The 16048-nt window shown below is 67.6% G+C and carries 12 protein-coding genes, 1 pseudogene and 1 riboswitch; of the genes and pseudogenes, 7 read left to right on the top strand and 6 right to left on the bottom strand.

Going from position 1 to position 16048, the window contains the following annotated elements:
• Positions 1 to 80: 80 nt before the first annotated feature.
• The 4 genes and pseudogenes from D3260_RS00770 to D3260_RS17705 all read left to right on the top strand — a co-directional run bounded on the left by D3260_RS00770 (position 81) and on the right by D3260_RS17705 (position 3130).
• A complete protein-coding gene (locus tag D3260_RS00770) occupies positions 81 to 1067 on the top strand; it encodes a bile acid:sodium symporter family protein (protein WP_120096609.1) in 987 nt (328 codons plus the stop codon).
• Positions 1064 to 2482: an MFS transporter gene (locus D3260_RS00765; RefSeq protein ID WP_120096607.1), complete on the top strand. Its 1419-nt coding sequence runs from the start codon at positions 1064 to 1066 to the stop codon at positions 2480 to 2482. The genes D3260_RS00770 and D3260_RS00765 overlap by 4 nt, the downstream gene beginning before the upstream one ends.
• A pseudogene (locus D3260_RS18010) lies at positions 2479 to 2631 on the top strand (glutathione S-transferase N-terminal domain-containing protein); the annotation flags it as partial. The gene D3260_RS00765 and the pseudogene D3260_RS18010, both read left to right, overlap by 4 nt.
• Positions 2632 to 2953: 322 nt before the next feature.
• On the top strand, positions 2954 to 3130 hold the full coding sequence (locus tag D3260_RS17705) for a hypothetical protein (protein WP_233543895.1): 177 nt from the start codon (positions 2954 to 2956) through the stop codon (positions 3128 to 3130).
• Between the two features lie 689 nt (positions 3131 to 3819).
• Here the strand turns inward: D3260_RS17705 and cobN are convergent.
• From cobN to D3260_RS00730, 6 genes are all read right to left on the bottom strand, one after another.
• Positions 3820 to 7629 carry a cobaltochelatase subunit CobN gene (cobN, locus tag D3260_RS00755; RefSeq protein WP_120096604.1) on the bottom strand — a complete coding sequence of 1270 codons (3810 nt, stop codon included), beginning with the start codon at positions 7627 to 7629 and terminating at the stop codon, positions 3820 to 3822.
• A gap of 6 nt (positions 7630 to 7635) precedes the next feature.
• Positions 7636 to 8727, bottom strand: a complete 1092-nt coding sequence (gene cobW / locus D3260_RS00750; RefSeq protein WP_120096603.1) for a cobalamin biosynthesis protein CobW — start codon at positions 8725 to 8727, stop codon at positions 7636 to 7638.
• Between the two features lie 21 nt (positions 8728 to 8748).
• Entirely contained in the window at positions 8749 to 10074 is a 1326-nt protein-coding gene (locus tag D3260_RS00745; RefSeq protein ID WP_120096601.1) for a cobyrinate a,c-diamide synthase, read from the bottom strand.
• Positions 10071 to 11846: an AAA family ATPase gene (locus tag D3260_RS00740; protein ID WP_120096600.1), complete on the bottom strand. Its 1776-nt coding sequence runs from the start codon at positions 11844 to 11846 to the stop codon at positions 10071 to 10073. Before D3260_RS00740 ends, D3260_RS00745 begins: the two co-directional genes overlap by 4 nt.
• Positions 11843 to 12607 carry a CbtA family protein gene (locus D3260_RS00735; protein WP_120096598.1) on the bottom strand — a complete coding sequence of 255 codons (765 nt, stop codon included), beginning with the start codon at positions 12605 to 12607 and terminating at the stop codon, positions 11843 to 11845. Before D3260_RS00735 ends, D3260_RS00740 begins: the two co-directional genes overlap by 4 nt.
• A gap of 119 nt (positions 12608 to 12726) precedes the next feature.
• Complete coding sequence (locus D3260_RS00730) at positions 12727 to 12915, bottom strand: CbtB domain-containing protein (RefSeq protein WP_120096597.1); 189 nt, start codon at positions 12913 to 12915, stop codon at positions 12727 to 12729.
• A 14-nt stretch (positions 12916 to 12929) separates the two neighbouring features.
• Positions 12930 to 13147, bottom strand: a riboswitch (cobalamin riboswitch).
• A gap of 55 nt (positions 13148 to 13202) precedes the next feature.
• On the opposite strand from D3260_RS00730, the gene D3260_RS00725 reads away from it, so the two are divergent.
• Genes D3260_RS00725 through D3260_RS00715 form a run of 3 tightly spaced genes read left to right on the top strand, consistent with a single transcriptional unit; the run spans position 13203 to position 16026 of the window.
• Entirely contained in the window at positions 13203 to 13664 is a 462-nt protein-coding gene (locus D3260_RS00725) for a cobalamin biosynthesis protein (RefSeq protein WP_120096596.1), read from the top strand.
• 33 nt (positions 13665 to 13697) lie between these two features.
• Positions 13698 to 14870, top strand: a complete 1173-nt coding sequence (gene cobA, locus D3260_RS00720) for a uroporphyrinogen-III C-methyltransferase (RefSeq protein ID WP_120096594.1) — start codon at positions 13698 to 13700, stop codon at positions 14868 to 14870.
• 52 nt (positions 14871 to 14922) lie between these two features.
• The gene (locus D3260_RS00715) at positions 14923 to 16026 is read left to right on the top strand and encodes a cobalt-precorrin-5B (C(1))-methyltransferase (protein ID WP_120096593.1); all 1104 of its coding nucleotides are present in this window, start codon (positions 14923 to 14925) and stop codon (positions 16024 to 16026) included.
• The last annotated feature ends 22 nt before the right edge of the window (positions 16027 to 16048 follow it).

Genomic DNA, 16048 nt, shown 5'->3' with positions numbered 1-16048 from the left:
CCGGTAGACTGCGCCCGGCTATCCCGCAGCGCGGCAATCGGGCCGCCCCGCGGCCGGTTTGTGATGTCCTCGGAACGCGCATGAAACTCATCGATCCCTTCACCGTTGTCCTGCTTGCGATCATCGTGCTGGCAGCGATCGTACCGGCCGAGGGACAGGTAGCCACCGGCCTCGGCTGGGCCGGCACCCTCGGCGTCGGCGGGCTGTTCTTCGCTCATGGCGCAGCGCTATCGCGTGAATCGATCGTGGCGGGGATCACGCACTGGCGTCTGCATTTGCTGATTCTGGCCATGACCTTCGGCGTCTGCCCGTTGATCGTGGTGCCGATCTCGTGGCTGGCGCCGGCCGTGATTCCGCCCGCGCTGGCCACGGGATTCCTCTACCTGGGGGCGTTGCCGTCTGCGGTCACCTCGTCGATCGCCTTCACGGCGGTCGCCCGCGGCAACGTGGCCGCGGCGGTCTGTGCAGCGGCCGCCTCGAACGTCTTCGGGCTGATGGCGACACCGTTTGTGTTCATGCTGCTTGCCCATTCGACTGACGGGGGCGGCGTGGATGTCGGCCACGCGCTGATCCAGATCAGCGTGCAACTGTTGATGCCGTTCGCTGCCGGGCAACTGTCGAGACCGGTCATCGGCGCCTTTCTGGATCGTCATGCACGCGCGGCCGGGCACTATGACAAGGCCGTCATTCTCTTGATCGTCTACACCGCGTTTTCACAGTTCGTGGCCAGCGGCTACTGGCGCCAGATGTCTCCGGCGGGCATCGCCATCGCCTTTATGCTCTGTATCGGGGTGCTGGCCCTGATGATGGGCCTGTCCGTCGGTCTGGCACGATTGTGCGGCTTCGACCGGGCCGACGAGACCGCCCTGCTGTTCTGCGGGTCCAAGAAGAGCCTGGCCTCCGGACTACCGATGGCCAACGTGCTGTTCGCCGGTCAGGCCGGGCTCGGTTTGATCATCCTGCCGATCATGATCTACAACCAGACGCAGATCATCGTCAGCGCTGTCATCGCGCGTCTGTATGCCGGCAGCGCCCCGGCCGAGACCGTCGCAGAGCGCGCGCCGTGAACACAGCCGATCGTGAGTCCGAGGCGAGCGGCGGGTCCGCGCCGGCGACGGTGATCGCGGTGGTGGCCGCCGGCATCACGCTGCCCTTCGGGGAGTCGGTGATCGGCGTCCAGCTCGATGCCATCGCCCGCAGTTTCTCGATCCAGGGCGCGATGCTGCAATGGGTCGTCAATGCTTACATGCTGACGTTCGCCACGAGCATCCTGGCCGTCGGCGTGCTCGCGGACCGGCTCGGCCGTCGGCGGCTCTTCGCCATGGGCCTGTTGCTCTCGCTTGTGGCCAACGCGGCGGCGGTCGTCACCCCCTCGGCCGACCTGCTGATCGCCCTGCGGGCGCTGGCGGGCCTGGCCGCCGGCACGCTCCTGGCCACGGGGCCGGCATTGCTGGCCGCACGCTTTCCGCAGGATGACCGGTCACGCGCGCGGGCATTCGCTGCCTTCGGTTCCGCTGCCGGTAGCGGCATTGCCTTCGGGCCGCTGATCGGCGGCCTGATCATGGCGCACTTCGGATGGCGGGCCGTCTTCGCCGTCTATCTGCCGTTTCTATTGCTCGCCGGGGCCCTGTTGCCGCGCATCGCCGCATCCCGTGCGCCGGATGCACCGCCCATCGATGCGCTCGGTATCGGCGTATTCACACTCGCGCTCGGCCTGGTGGTCTGGGCGCTCGAGGGCACGAGCCGATTCGGCTTCATGGCCGCGGCGTGCAGCCTGTTGCTGTTCATTGCCCTGATCTTCATCGAACGGGGCCGCCAGCATCCGGCGATCGCCCCGGCGGTGTTCGCCAATCCGTTGTTTCGGGCGATGTCGGCGACGATGGTGGCGTGGCAGATCGCCGTGGCGGTTTCGATGGTTTATGTGCCGGCTGTTGTCGTGGCCGGACTGTCGGCTTCACCGGCAATTGCCGGGCTGTCCATTCTACCGATGGCAATCGCCCTGTTCGCGGCCACCCCGCTGGGGCCGATGATGGTATCGCGCTTTGGCGTGGCCGGATTCGTGGGTGGTTGTATTGCCTGCATGGCGATGGGCGATGCCGTGATCGCCTTGACGCTGACAGCCGCGGCCCCGCTTTCGCAGATCGGGCTCGTCTGCGGTCTCGGGCTGATCGGTATCGGCGGCGGTGCGGCCAACGGCAGCATGGACAATCTGGCGATGCGCACGATGCCGGCCACGCGTGCCGGCATGGCGGCTGGCGTCTTCCAGACCGTACGTATCGGCGCGGCCGCGCTTGCCGTGGCGGCAGCCGGAAGCCTGCTCGATATCGCGAGCGGCTCGGCAACGCATGCCGCCGCCGGCGCGTTGACGACCCGTTATGCCGAACTCGCCGGCGGCGCCAGTTTCATGCTCGCCCTGCTGGCCTTGATTGCCGTGGCCTTCGTGCCAACGTCTGAAACAAAGCCTGTCGGAAATCGTCGATGAAACTCTACGGAACCCCACTATCGCCCTTCGTCCGCAAGGTCTGGTTCATGATCGCCGAGCTTGGCCTGGAGTGCGAGAGCATCGAGATCGCACCGCGCAGCCAGGACACGGAATTTCGTGCCACCAGTCCGCTCGGCCGGATTCCGTCGTTCGTCGACGGCGATTTCGTGACCGATGACTCCGGCGCCATCTGTCGTTATCTCGCGATGCGCGAGCGCAGCGCGCTCATGGGCGGGCCCAGTCCGCAGCGCCAGGCCCGCGTCGTGCGCTGGGAACGATGGGTCGACGACGATCTGAATCCGGCATTGCTGACGCCGCTGCTCGAACGTATTGTCAAACCACTGCGAACCGGTGCGCCGCCCGACGATGCCGCACTCGAAGCCGGCCTCGCCGCCCTGCCCGACGTCTATGCCCATCTGGAGGGCGAACTGACAGGGCGCGCTCCCTGGCTGCTCGGCGAAACATTCAGCCATGCGGATTATCGCGGTCGGCGCGGCGCTCGATACCGCCCGGATCGTCGATGCACGCCCCGAAATCGAAACACAGCCGATGTTGCATGCCTGGTGGGATCGTCTGCGGCAACGACCGGCCTGTCAGACGATGCAAAAACGCGTCGACGACCACATCGCGCGCCTGACAAACGGCTGAGTGCGGCGGCCCGCACCTCTGCCGGGACGACCCGGGCGTATATCCGATCCGCGTGCGTCGCGCCGGTCGGCTCATCAGGCAAGACAAGGCGGCGGGCGCGGTGTCGCGATGTGACACAAGCGAGCGGCAACGCCGGACTGCAGAACAATGACCGCCGTCCCGTCGGGTTGCGCCCAAAGACCGGCCATGCGGGGTTGCATGGCTTGACCCTGGATGAACAAGGCCAGGTCCATGCGCCTTGCCTGGCCGGTTTTGGGGCGGTAACGCGGCCATGTGCGACAGCACGCGCGCCACGGCCAGCGGCCGTGAAGCCATTGAAAATAAAGGAACCTCTGATCTATTCATCTACGGTCGCGCCGGTGTCTTTTGCGCGCGTCTGACAAGACGCCGCGAGCGCCGTTTGCTGAATGCAAATGAGCGAGCGGCAACGCCGCTCAGGCGCGCGCAAAAGCCCGGCCGCTAAGCGGTTTGGCCCAAAAGGCCGCGCTACGGCGTTGCATGGCTGGATCATGGCGTGGCTATGACGCGGCGCCATGCGCCTTGTATCGTGGCCTTTTGGGACTCAAACGCAACCGTGGATGAATAGATCAGAGGTTCCTAAAAAGACGGACAAGGGCCGGCGTTTCTTTCGATGGCGTTGAAAACAGCTGACGTCGTCAGCTGTTTGGGGGCCGGATTAATAACAGGCCCTAATCCAGTGCCTGCTCTCGGCGCTCGTCGAGTTCGAGCAGTGCCGCTTCGACGCGTTCCCGATGCGGGCCCGGCTCGTGCCAGAGGCCTCGCTGCATGGCTTCCAGCAGGCGCTCGGCCATCTCGCCGAGCGCGGCCGGGTTGGCGCAGGACATGAAGGCCCGATTGGCCTCATCGTGCAGTAGTGCATCGCTAACAGCGGCGTACTGATCGTCGCGCACCGCGCCGGTCGTGGCATCGTAGGCGAATAGATAATCCACGGTCGCGGCCATTTCCGCAGCGCCCTTGTAGCCATGATCCTGCATGGCTTCGATCCATTTCGGGTTGGTCACCCGCGCACGGATTACCCGGCTGAGCTCCTCGTTCAGCGTGCGCACGCGCGGTGAGGCCGGATTGCTGTGATCGGCGTGATAGATGGCCGGCGCCGCCCCGTCGCGGGCCGCTCCGGCCGCCTGGGCCATGCCACCCTGGAACTGGTAATAGTCGGCCGAGTCGAGCACGTCGTGTTCACGATTGTCCTGGTTGTGCAGCACGGCCTCGATCCCGGCCAGCCGGTCGACGAATGCGGCGTGTGCCGGTTCGCCATAGGCCGTCTGGCCGTAGGCATGCCCGCCGCGCTCGATGTAGGCATTGGCCAGATCGCGCGCGTCCTGCCAGGCTCCGGAGGAAACGATTTCGGACAGCCCCGCGCCATAGGCACCGGGCCGAGCGCCGAATACCCGATAAGCGGCCTGGCGCTGTGCATCCGTCGGCGTGACGCCCTCGGCGACGAGTGCCGCGGCCCGATGTTGCACGGCAGACCGAATCGTATTGGTCTGCCCCGGTTCCTCGAATTCGGCGAGGGCCGTGACTGCGGCATCGAACAGACGAATCAGGTTGGCGAATGCATCCCGGAAGAATCCCGAGACTCGTAGCGTCACGTCGACGCGCGGCCGGCCGAGCTGAAATGCCGGTGTGATGGTGAAATCCACGACGCGGCTGCCACCGGCCGCCCAGACCGGGGCGATCCCCATCAGCGCGAACGCCTGCGCGATATCGTCACCGCCAGTGCGCATCGTGGCGGTGCCCCAGACCGACAGACCGATGGCGCGCGGATAATCGCCGTGTTCCTGGAGATGACGGTTCACGAATGCCGTCGCCGATGCCTGGCCGAGTGTCCAGGCCGTGCGCGTGGGGATCGCCCGACTGTCGACGGCGTAGAAATTGCGCCCGGTCGGCAGCGTATCAAGCCGGCCGCGGGTCGGTGCGCCCGACGGCCCCGGCGGCACGAAACGTCCGGCGAGCCCGGCGAGCGTGTGCCGCATCTCGTCGGCCACGCCGCGGGTCAGGGCCGGCAGCAGCGTATCGCCCAGATAATCGACCAGACGTCGGGTCGCCGGCAGCGCGGCGACGGCGCTGCGATCATCATCCAGCACGGCACGCTCGACCAGACGGCCCGCGAATTGTTCCAGACGTGTCCGGGTGTGGCCGATCGTCCGCCAGCCGGCATCGCTGACCGCCTGCAGGCACGGCGGGCGTGGGCCGTGCCAGGGACCGTCATTGGCCGTGTCCAGAAAATCGTGGTCGCCGAGGCCGAGATCATCGGCCAGTGCCTGGATCAGGCTGCGATCGGCGGGCGCATCGCCGCGTGACATGCGTACGAGTGCCACGAGCGTTTCGGCCAGCAGGGTCCGGTCGGGCATCTCGCCGAAGCGGTGCAGGCCGCCGCGGATCTGGGCCTCCTTGAGTTCGCAGATATAGGTATCGAGCGAATCGAGGATCACATCGTCGTCGGCCGTATCCGTACCGGCGATCTCGCGGGCGATATGGCTGTCGCGCGCAACGGCGAGGATGCGCTCGCGCAGATGGGCTTCGCGACGCGTGTCCAGTCCCCGGGCCTCGAAGTATTCGTCGACGAGCGTCTCCAGGGTCGCGAGCTCGCCGTACGTTTCGGCGCGCACGATCGGCGGCGTCATGTGATCGATGATCACGGCCTGACTGCGCCGTTTGGCCTGGGCGCCCTCGCCCGGATCGTTGACGATGAAGGGGTAGAGCTGCGGCATGGGGCCGAGCACAAGATCGGGCCAGCAGGTCGCCGACAGCGCCACGGCCTTGCCGGGCAGCCATTCCAGATTGCCGTGCTTGCCGACGTTGACCACCGCATCGACGGAAAAGACCGTGCGCAGCCAGGCGTAGAACGCCAGATAGCCGTGTGGCGGCACCAGATCCGGATCGTGATAGCTGGCCGCAAGATCGATATCGAACCCGCGCGGCGGCTGCGGCCCGACGAACACATGGCCGAAACGCAGACCGGCCACGGCGATTCGCCCGTCGCGATGTCTCGGATCGTCCTGCGGTGTGCCCCAGCGCTCGTAAACCGCCTGCCGTGCCGCACTCGGCAGCGTCTCGAACCAGCGCTCGTAGGTGGCCAGGTCAATGCTCTGCCAGGTCGGCTTGAGATCGTTGGTCGCGCTGTCGTTGCTGAGTGCCGCACACAGCGCCGACATGAGCGCAGCCGGCGTTTCGGGCAGCGATCCGATGTTATAGCCGGCCTCGCGCAACGCGTGGAGGATGTTGTGGGTGGCCGCGGGGGTATCCAGCCCCACCCCGTTGCCGATGCGTCCGTCGGTGCCGGGGTTGTTGGCCAGCACCAGCGCCACGCGCTTGTCAGCGGCGGGTATCGTCTGCAGGCGAGCCCAGCGCCGGGCGAGATCGGCGACGAAGACGGCGCGATCGGCCAGAATCTCGTGGCGCACGACATCGATCTGGCAGGCCTGGCTGTGCCATGCCCGGGTCTTGAAGCCGACGGCGCGGGTCACGATACGCCCGTCCAGCTCCGGCAGCACCACGTACATGGCCAGATCCCGCGCGCGCAGACCGGCGTCGTGTGCCGCCCAGACCGCCCGGGTCGTGCTCGACAGAATCAGCTGCAGCACGGGGATATCACGCCCGAACATGGCCTGGCCGGTGCCCGGCTCCGAGGCGGCGGCCGCATTGGTCGCAGCGCGCTGGGCGAACCCGGTCGTATTGAGCACCACACGGACATCGGCGTCCGTGATCAGCGCATCGACGGCGGCCAGACAGTCGGTTTCCTTGAGCGAGGCCACGGCAACCGGTAGCGGATTCAGGCCGCGCGCGATCAGGGTCTCGATCAAGGCATCGAAGACCGCCATGTTGCCGTTCTGCAGGTGGCTTCGATACAAGAGCAACAGTGCTACGGGCCGATCGTCGCCGGTCGGCCAGGCGGTCTGCCAATCGGCCAGTGCGGCCGATCGCCGGCTCGGATGGTAGACGATGGTGCGCGCCAGCGGCACGGGGGGCTGCCACGGTTGATCGGCATCGAAGAATGTCGCCGCCACGTAGGCCAGCAGCCCGTCGGCATTGGTGAGCCCGCCCTCACGCAGATAACGCCAGATGCGATGGGCGATGTCCTCGTCGACCGTGCAGGCCGCGAACAGATCATCGTCGGGGTAATCCTCGCCCGGCACGAGCACGAGATCACGCCCCGGGGCCTCGCTTGCCCAGGCGCGCAGCTGTTCGACACCATACGGCCAGTAACTCGTGCCCCCGGTCAGGGCGACGATGACCAGGCGGGCCCGATCCAGTGTCTTGTCGCGATACAGGTCGAGTGCCGCCGGGTTGGCGAGATTCCGCCAATTGGCCAGACGGACGCTGGGTCCGCCGGCCGGCTGCCGTTCGATGCGCTCGGCGAGCAGACCGAGCACACCGTCGGCCGCGGCCATGATCACCACATCGCCCGGCGACTGATCGAGATCGATGATGCCGTCGTCGTCGGTGAAACCGCCCGGTTGTGCCGCGAGCAAGTGCACCGGTGGCTAGGCGTCGGTGGTCGCGGGGCTGTCTTCAGTGGCCGAGACCGCTTCTCGGATACGCGCCACGTTCAGTCCATGACCGATGAATACCAGCCGTGTCTGGCGCTGCTCGTCCGACGTCCACAGCCGGTCGAAGTAATGCGAGATGCGTTCGCCCACGCCCTGGACGACCTGGCGCATCGGCTTGTCGCCGTCGGCCACGAATCCCTTGACGCGATAGATCGTCTGCTCGCTGATGAGTTGGCGCAGCGCCGTCTGCAGACGGGTACCGTCCACCGGCCCCAGGGTGATCACCGTGGAATCGAAATGATCGTGGGCATGTTCGTGGGCCTCGCCGGCCTCGTGATGTGCATCGTGGTGCGTCGTGATGGCCTCGATACGCTGCTCGGTCTGTGCGTCCAGGCCGGTCAACAGTTCGGCATCGACCGCGCCGTTGGCCACGAACAGGGTCTTGACCGTGGCCGGCAGGCGCGCCTCCAGCCAGGTTGAGACCGTCGTGCGCGCCCGCTCATCCAGCTGGTCGGCCTTGGAGACGACGGCCATGTCGGCCGCGGCCAGCTGATCGTCTAGCAGCTCGGCGAGACTCGGGTCATGGTCCAGCGATGCGTCGGCGCGGCGCGCGTTGTCGACGGCGGCCGGATCGGCGGCCCAGGTGCCGGCCGCGATCGCCGGGCCGTCCAGTACCGCGATCACCGAGTCGACGGTGCAGTGCTGCTTGATCTCCGGCCAGTTGAACGCCTGGACCAGCGGCTTGGGCAACGCCAGGCCGGAGGTTTCGATCACGATATGATCGATCGTGTCGCGTTTTTCGATCAGTTTTTTCATCACCGGCACGAACTCCTCCTGCACGGTGCAACAGATACAACCGTTGGCCAGCTCGTAGACGCCGTCCTCGCTTTCGCTGCCTGGCGCGTCGTCACAATCGAGCGGGCAGCCGCGCAGGAGTTCGGCATCGATATCCATCTCGCCGAATTCGTTGACGATCACCGCGATGCGCTTGTCGCCGGCGTTGGCGATGAGGTGCGACAGCAGCGTGGTCTTGCCGCTGCCGAGAAAACCGGTGACCACGGTTGCATGAATCTTGTCGAGTTGCATGGCAGGGGCTCCGTTTGGGAATCAGGCCGGGATGGTCGGTGCATCGACTCGGGCGCCGAACAGGCGCGCTACCGCCAGCGGGTTGGATGCGAAGAACAGATGCAGATAGGTCGCCGTCAGGGCGCGATCGCGAATGATGGCCTCGCCGGGGGCCGGATGCCGGGCGCGACGCCCGTGGGCGATGGGCGCTGCCTGCCCCTCGCTCATCGAGCGATGATGGGCATGGCCCCGGATCTCGCCTTCCGGCAGCGGCGCGGTCTGCATGCCCTGACAGCCGCCCCGGTCACGCATGCGTGCCGTGCCGGGCAACAGCGCCATCATGCGATGCGTGGTGCCATCGAGCATGGTCAGACTCTGCTGGAGATACAGCATGCCGCCGCATTCGGCGAGTATCGGTCTGTCGGCCGCATGGAAGGACGCCAGCGCGCCGCGCATGGCTGTGTTCCCGGCCAACGCGGCCCCGTGCAGTTCGGGATAGCCGCCGGGCAGCCAGAGGGCATCCACATCCGGCAGTTCGTGATCGCTCAGCGGCGAAAAATGGACCAGCGTGGCGCCCATCGCTGCCAGCAGTCGCTCGTTTGCGGCATAGACGAAGCTGAAGGCTGCATCGCGGGCGATGCCGATACGATGGCCGGCGAGCCATCTCGATGGCACGGCCGCGGGCCGAACGGGAAAACGCACATGGCGCGCTGCACTTTCCAGTGCGCCCGGTTCCAGAGCGTCGGCGATGGCATCGAGCCGCGCCGAGACCTCGCTGCCCGGCTCGTCGGGCCCGACCAGCCCGAGATGCCGATGCGGCAGCGCGAGATGTGCATCACGCGCCAGCGTGCCCAGCCAGGCCATGTCTTCCGGCAGACTGTCGGCGATCAGATCGGCATGACGTGCACTGCCGATGCCGTTGCCGAAGACACCGGTCACGCGCAGATCGACACGCGCATCGGCGAGTCCGCGCGCCAGCGCGCCGACGGTCTGGGCCATGCCCTTGCAGTCGAACACGAGTGCCACCGGCAGGCCGAACGTGGCGGCGAGATCGGCGCTCGAGGGATCGCCGTCGTACAGTCCCATCGCCCCCTCGACGAGAATCACGTCGGCTTCGGCGGCGGCCTCGGCCAATCGCTGGCCACAATAATCCGGCCCTGCCATCCAGAGATCGAGCGGCTCGACCGGTGTATCGGCCGCAGCGGCGAGAATCTGCGGGTCCAGATAATCGGGGCCTGTCTTGAACACGGCCACGCGCCTGCCGCGCCGCGTGAGCAGCCGGGCCAGGCCGGCCGTCACCGTCGTCTTGCCCTGACCGGAGGCCGGCGCGGCAATCATGAGCGCGGCACAGGTCTGCTGAGCGGTCATCGGGCACACCCGGCGACGTCGTCCAGCGTCACGCAGACGCCGCCCAGCGATGCCGCCAACCGACGGGCGCCGCCGAGACGAACGCGGGTCAGCTCGCTATCGACCACGATCAACTCCCACGGCCAGCGCGTTGGCGTCGGATCAAGACGAGCGCGACCGTCGGTGATGAGCCAGGTCCGAACCGACAGCTCAGGGGCGCGCCGGCACTGTTGTTCGATGCGATCCCGGGCTTCGGTCAGCGCAGCCGAAAGCGGCGTGCCGCCGCCGGCCGATGCCGAGTCCAGGCACCCGTCGATCGATGCCCGGGCCCGGCCGGGCGTGACCAGCCAATCGCATTGCCGGCCACGGAAAACCATCACACCGGCCCATGAACGCGCGCGGTGAGCGGCCTGATTGATCGCCGCAACCACGGCGCGGGCCCGCGCCTGCCCGCCGTGGGCGAGCGTCGAGGCCGACATATCCAGCAACACACATTCGAAAAGCTGTCGTCGTGGCTGCGGCTGTCGGAAACAGGGCGACTCGTCTCGTGCGCCGGTCGTCGCGCGATGCATCAGGGTCGTGAACCAGTCGACACCGGCCCCGGTATCCCGGGAATGGGTGCCGAATGCGCGCATTGCCGGCACCCGGCCGTTCGCCAATCGGCTGGCAGTCGGTGCCGAGGCGTGCCTCGGCATGGGGGCGCGGCGAGACGGTCGTGTCCACTCACGAGCCAGGGTGACCGGTGCAGCGGCACCGACATGACGTGGCGGCATACCGCCCCAGTCGCCGGTGCCGGCGTCTGCGTCGTCATCCCGATCGCGGGAAACGGGGCTGTCGTCATGACCGGCCTGGCCGGTTTCGGGCGCGTCGTTCGAACCGCTGTTTCGGCCACCGTCGCGATCCGGCGACGCGTCATCGGCATCATCGGTTGGACGGGCCCCGGGCCCGCGGCGATGACACAGCACGAATTCGGCCACGGCATCGACATCGACGGAGGTGACGGTGTCGTGTGCCCGCCAGGCGGCATGCGCGCGGGCCGCCTGGCGCCAGTGGATATCGGCGCGCACGCCTTCCACGTCGGCTGCTGCCGAGCGCCGTGCGATCGTGTCGCAGGCCGCATCGGGCACAGCCACTTCGGTCAACCGTGTACGGGCCGCCTCGATCGCATCCGCCAGACGTGTCTCAGCGGTGCGATGGGCATCGGCAAAGCCGGCCGGATCGGCTTCGAAGGCCAGTCGCGCATCGACGATCGCACGCCGCTCGGCGGCTGACGGCGCGGCCTCGAGCTCGACACAGAGACCGAATCGATCCGAGAACTGTGGCCGGAGCGTGCCCTCGTCCGGGTTCATGGTTCCGATCAACACGAACTCGGCCGGATGGGCGTGGACGATGCCGTCGCGCGCGACACGATTGATGCGCGAGGCCGCGACATCCAGCAGGACGTCGACGAGCGGATCGGCGAGAAGATTGACCTCGTCGATATACAGATAGCCGCCGTGCGCGGCTGCGATCAGCCCGGGCTCGAATGCCACCTCGCCCGCGCCGAGTGCCTGCGACAGATTCAGAGTGCCGACCACCTGGGGCATGTCGGCGCCCAGGGGCAACGTCACGAAACGTCCTTCGGCCTGCCGGTCCAGTGCCGCCAGCCCGCGCGCGAGCGTCGACTTGGCCACACCGCGGGGCCCTGAGATGAGCACGCCGGCCAGCCGCGGCTCGATCGCGGCCAGAATCAGCGCGGTCTTGAGCGATGACTGACCGACGACGCCCGAAAAAGGCAGCAGGGTGTCGTTCATCGCTGTGCGGATGCCGATGCCCGCGGCGCGGCGCGTTCAATGGCCGGCACGATCCCGCGTTGCATTGCCAGGCCGCCCAGCGCGCCGATCACGAGCCACTGCACGAGGTTCAGCGCGCTGGTGGCGATGATGAAGCGATGACTGATCGCTTCGAGTGCGGCTGTGGCCGCGGGATCGTGCCCGGCATAAGGCGCGGTGGCCGGCTCGGGGGCACCGATGATGAACGGCAGTCCGATCAGCGCCAGCGCGATGACGCGATAGCGTCGCGGCGACAGACAGGCGGCCCAGAGGGCGATTGCGGTGACCAGCGCGGTGGCGATCCACCAGGTTTGCCGATCGGTCAGTGCGGCTGCTGCCGTGCCCGGCACCTCCGGCGGCAGCCCCAGGGCCGGCACCACGAAGACCGTCAGATAGGCCGCCATGCCCCAGAGGATGCCGTGTCCGGCGCTCATGGGCGTGCCGTGGGCCATGCGCGCAGTGCTCATGGCCACGAGCAGCAGCAAGGCAAAGCCGATTGCCACACCAATCGAGGCGATGACCGTGAACACGATCCGTTCGGCCCCGTCACCAGGTGCCCAGGCCCCATCGTCGTGCGCGTGGCCGTGTGAATCGGCCGCATGTGCGTGATGGTGATGGGGTTGTTCGTAGTGTTCGGCCGCGGCAATCAATGGGGCGGTCGAGAACTGTTCGCCGATACCGGCAAGCAGTCCCACGATCAGCCCGATGCCGACGGCCGACAGAATCAGTCGTCTGAACAGCATGTCATCCAATTCTCGCTCGGCAACGCAGAAAGTGCCGGCCGACGCGCGTCACGTCCTGGCGTGTCGCGCCGGTCGGCGCATCAATCAGCGACGATGACGCCGCCTGCGTGTACACAGCCTCAGTGGCAGGGAAAGACCGCGGAATGCCGCACGTCGTGCGCGGCATTGTGGACCGGCATGATGTGCGAGAACCCGACGCCGTAGACGATGAACAAGCCGATCAGCGCGGCACCGCCGAGCTGCAGGATCGGGTTGGCCGCACGCGTCGCGGGCTGGCTCGAAGCGGTCGATGACAGGACTCTGGACATGTACTCACCCGTACGTTGACGAAAAACGACAGGGCCGGTCTCCGGGCTCGCGAGTGACCGGCTCTGCCGGTCCGACCTCACGCCTTCCCGCGCGTCTGCGCAGTGGCTTTCGTGAGGTCTGTCTCGCCTACCGTTGCGGGGGCAGCAGTGGCGTTGCGCCCACGGCGCGCACCACGTTTCCCGATTATCCCTGCCATATTCAACGCAGGGCACCCTGCCGCCGGAGTCTAGGCAGGCCGCTGCGACCGGTCAAACCCGAGTGTGTGGGAAACGCGCATAATCACGGTATGGATATCGACTGTCTCGCACTCGGCGTCGGCTGTCGGCCGGACGCGCCGCCGACGGCCCTGATCGCTCTGGTCGAGCAGCTGCGGCGGGCCCATGGCCTGGATGAAACGCCGATCGCGATGCTCGCCACGATCGATCGACGCCGCGATGCCGTCGCGCTACGACAGCTGGCCCGACATCTGGGGTGTCCGGTTCAGGGCCTGTCGACGACGGCGCTCGCCGGCGTGGCCGACCGAGTGCTGACACGCTCGCCGACGGTGGCGGCCCGTCTGGGGGTCGACAGCGTGGCCGAAGCTGCGGCTCTGGTCGCCGCTTCGGTCGCCGCCCCGGTTGCTGCCATGGCCGAGGTCGATTACCGGCGCGCGCGGCTGCTGGGCCCGCGCCTGTCATCGCCCTGGGCGACTGCTGCGTTCGCGTGTTTTTGCGGCGGGCCTGCAACGGCTGTTGGACCGATGGCGTAGACTGGGGCCTCGCTTGGACGGTATGTCGTGCCCATGTCGGCTCCCTTGCTCCGGCTGTCGAACACGCGTGACCACGTGCTCGTGGTCGGCGATTCACGCCACACACAACGCGTGCTCGGCACGCTGTCACGCTCCGGGGCACAGATTCGTCTGTGCTGTGTCGCGCCCTCGCCGGCGCTGGCTGACCTGATCGTCGATCACGAACTCGACTGGCAGCCGCGCCTCATCACGCCTCAGGATGTGGCCGATGCCTCGATGGTGATCGCCACCGATACGGATGCCGCCATCAACACGGTCGCGCGCAATGCGGCCCGTCGTGCCGGCCGTCTTTTTCTCGATGCAACCACCGGGCGCGGCGACTTCGAGCTCGTCGAAAGCGCGGCCCGGCCGGCCGCACGCGACGACCCCTGGCAACATGCCCAGGTCTGTCTGGTCGGCGCCGGCCCGGGCGATCCGGGGCTGCTCACACTGGATGGGCAACAGGCCCTGGCCGGCGCCGATGTCGTGCTCTACGACCGCCTGGTCGCCCCTGCCCTGCTCGATTACGCGCCCGCCGGTGCGGCGCGTCGCTTCGTCGGCAAGCAACGCGGCGATCACGCTGTCCGTCAGCGTGAGCTCAATGCGCTGATGATCGAAATGGCCCACGGCGGGCATCGCGTGCTGCGACTCAAGGGCGGGGACCCGTTCGTCTTCGGGCGCGGCAGCGAAGAGATGATCGCCCTCGCCGAGGCCGGCGTCGCCACCCGTGTCATACCGGGCGTGACGGCCGGCTCGGGTTGTGCGACCTATGCCGATATTCCGTTGACCCATCGTGGCATCGCCTCGAGCTGTCAATTCCTCACCGCGCACGGGCGACATGGGGAGCTCGAGCACGACTGGCGGGGGCTGGCCCGCCGTGACCAGACGCTCGTCATCTACATGGGTGTGATGGCGCTTGCGCATCTGGCCCCGCGGCTGACCGCGCATGGCATGGATCCGGACACACCGGCCGCGCTCATCGAACGCGGCACGACACCCGAGCAACGCGTGCTCACGGGCACAATCGGGAGTCTGCCGCAGATCGCAGCGCGCCATACGGTGACCGCCCCGGCGGTGTTGATCGTCGGCGCAGTGGTTGCCCTGCGGGATCGCATGCGGGCCGGAGCGCCGCTGAGTGGCACCATCGCCGACCATGTCGCCACCGCCGAACGCGCCGACCGACACTGATCGGCATCGCATGGCCGATCATGCCGGTGTCTCGTATCGTTGAGGCGTTGCCATGAAGATGCCGTCGGCCGAGCACCCGAGCCCCCGGACACTGCGCACGGGCTGGACGACGGGCGCCACGGCCACCGCAGCCGCGGTGGCCGGCGCGCATCGTCTTCTTTCCGGTCATCTGCCCGGCCGGGTGTCGCTGACACTGCCACGCGGGCGCACGGCGGAATTGGCTGTACACGACTGCCGATGGCCCACCTCCGATCAGCGCGTCGAGGTCGGTCTCATCAAGGATGCCGGCGACGATCCGGACGCCACACACGGCGCCCGGGTCTGGGTTCGCCTGGCGCTGCGCGCCGCGCCGGGCATCGTCTTTCATGCCGGTGCCGGCGTGGGCACCGTGACGCGCGAGGGCCTGGCCCTGGCCGTGGGCGAGCCGGCGATCAATCCGGTACCCCGGCAGATGATCGAGACCCATCTCGTCGAAGCCGCCGAGACCTACGGTCATGCTGGCGGTTTCGATGTGACGATCGGCATCGACGACGGCGATCGCATCGCACTGAAGACGATGAATGCTCGCCTCGGCATCGTGGGCGGGCTGTCGATTCTGGGGACGACCGGCATCGTGCGGCCGTTTTCCTGTGCGGCCTATATCGCCTCGATCCATCAGGCCATCGATGTGGCCCGGGCCAACGGGCAGCGTCATATCGCCGCCTGTACCGGCAGCACGAGCGAAGGCGTGGCCGCGGAGGCGCTGGGGCTGGCGCCGATGGCGATCATCGAAATGGGCGATTTCGTCGGGGCGGTGCTGAAATATCTGCGCCGCGTCCCGGTCGCCCGCCTGACGCTCATCGGCGGCTTCGGCAAGTTCTCGAAGCTGGCGACCGGGCGGCTCGACCTGCACAGCCGGCGCGGGGGCGTGGATTTCGATTGGCTCGCCGATCGCAGCGCGCCCCCGGGCACCCGGCTCCACGACCGCATACGCGCCAGCAACACGAGCCTCGAGGCCCTATCGCAGGCAGATGCCGCCGGTGTGGCCCTCGCCGATGCGGTGGCCGCCTGTGCCTGGGCGGCCGCTGCCCGTTATCTGCCACCGAACATCGCGCTCGATGTGTGGCTGATCGACAAACCGGGTCGCGTGATCGCGCGATATACCCGTGATCGATAAGCCGGCCCGCGCGATCGTCGTC

The sequence above is a fragment of the Salinisphaera sp. Q1T1-3 genome (assembly GCF_003602005.1).
Classification (GTDB): domain Bacteria; phylum Pseudomonadota; class Gammaproteobacteria; order Nevskiales; family Salinisphaeraceae; genus Salinisphaera.
Note: the sequence above shows the minus strand (reverse complement) of the source record. Positions and strands in the feature narration are given on the sequence as shown.

Coding starts and splice junctions, on each gene's coding strand:
- cobA (WP_120096594.1), top strand. CDS start 13,698: ATGTCGGCTCCCTTGCTCCGGCTGTCGAACACGCGTGACCACGTGCTC.
- D3260_RS00735 (WP_120096598.1), bottom strand. CDS start 12,607: ATGCTGTTCAGACGACTGATTCTGTCGGCCGTCGGCATCGGGCTGATC.
- D3260_RS00730 (WP_120096597.1), bottom strand. CDS start 12,915: ATGTCCAGAGTCCTGTCATCGACCGCTTCGAGCCAGCCCGCGACGCGT.
- D3260_RS00725 (WP_120096596.1), top strand. CDS start 13,203: ATGGATATCGACTGTCTCGCACTCGGCGTCGGCTGTCGGCCGGACGCG.
- D3260_RS00715 (WP_120096593.1), top strand. CDS start 14,923: ATGAAGATGCCGTCGGCCGAGCACCCGAGCCCCCGGACACTGCGCACG.
- D3260_RS00745 (WP_120096601.1), bottom strand. CDS start 10,074: ATGACCGCTCAGCAGACCTGTGCCGCGCTCATGATTGCCGCGCCGGCC.
- cobW (WP_120096603.1), bottom strand. CDS start 8,727: ATGCAACTCGACAAGATTCATGCAACCGTGGTCACCGGTTTTCTCGGC.
- D3260_RS17705 (WP_233543895.1), top strand. CDS start 2,954: ATGCGGATTATCGCGGTCGGCGCGGCGCTCGATACCGCCCGGATCGTC.
- D3260_RS00770 (WP_120096609.1), top strand. CDS start 81: ATGAAACTCATCGATCCCTTCACCGTTGTCCTGCTTGCGATCATCGTG.
- D3260_RS00740 (WP_120096600.1), bottom strand. CDS start 11,846: ATGAACGACACCCTGCTGCCTTTTTCGGGCGTCGTCGGTCAGTCATCG.